This window comes from Sphaerotilus uruguayifluvii (assembly GCF_013294065.1).
GTDB classification, from domain to species: Bacteria; Pseudomonadota; Gammaproteobacteria; order Burkholderiales; family Burkholderiaceae_C; genus Sphaerotilus; species Sphaerotilus uruguayifluvii.
The window spans coordinates 1-1,080 of record NZ_JABSNM010000048.1; the positions used below are offsets into that span (position 1 = coordinate 1).

General features: G+C 65.1%; 1 protein-coding gene. It reads left to right on the forward strand.

The window, feature by feature from the left end:
- Positions 1–104: 104 nt before the first annotated feature.
- Positions 105–1,080 (forward strand): IS481 family transposase (locus tag HNQ01_RS22120; RefSeq protein WP_173807666.1); only part of this gene is annotated, 976 nt, incomplete at its 3' end.

Below are 1,080 nucleotides of genomic sequence, written 5' to 3' on the forward strand. Positions count from 1 at the left end.
TGTTGGGTCCCATATGATCATTGGCCCATACGCAGCTGGCCACTGTACCGAGCAAGACAGGTCATGCGCGAGGTGTTGAGCAACCCGGAGCAAAGGTCAACGACATGAGCCAGATCCATCCACAGGCGCGCACCACCCCGCGAGTACGGGCGGAGATCCAGGCGTCCGAGGACAGCCCTGCAGAGCTGGCCCGCCGGTACAACATCTCCGAGCCGACCGCTGCGAAATGGCAGGCCCGCGACAGCGTGGAAGACCGCAGCCATCGGCCCCACAAGCTCAGCACCACGCTCAGCCCGGCACAGGAAGCCATCGTGGTGGAGTTGCGCCGACTGTTGCTGCTGCCGCTGGACGATCTGCTGGTGATCACCCGCGAGTTCGTCAATGCCCAGGCTTCGCGCTCGGCGCTGGACCGCTGCCTGCGCCGCCACGGCGTGAACAACCTGCGCGAGCTGCAGGCCGCCGCCAGTGGGGAGTCGGCCCAGGCGGCCCCGCCCAAGCGCTTCAAGGACTACGAGCCGGGCTTCGTGCACGTGGACATCAAGTACCTGCCGCAGATGCCCGACGAGACCGCTCGGCGCTACCTGTACGTGGGCATCGACCGGGCCACGCGCTGGGTGTTCGTGCGCATCTATGCGGACATGGAAACCACCAGCGCGGTCGACTTCGTCAACCGCCTGCACGAGGCCGCCCCGATGCGCATCGACAAGCTGCTCACCGACAACGGCGCGTGCTTCACCGACCGCTTCCAGCGCAAGTCGCGCACCCCCAGCGGCAAGCATCACTTCGACGTGCGGTGTCGCGCGCTGGGCATCGAGCATCGGCTTTGTCCTCCCAGGCACCCTCAGACCAACGGCCTGGTCGAGCGCTTCAACGGCCGTATTGCCGAGATCACCGCCCAGACCCGATTCCACAGCGCTGCCGAGCTTGAGCAGACCCTGATGAACTACGTCAAGGTCTACAACACCCGTATCCCACAGCGCGCTCTGGACCATCACACGCCTCTTGATGCCCTCAAGTCCTGGCGGGCCAAGTCACCCGACTTGTTCAAGAAGCGGCCAAAGAATCTCCCGGGTCTTGACA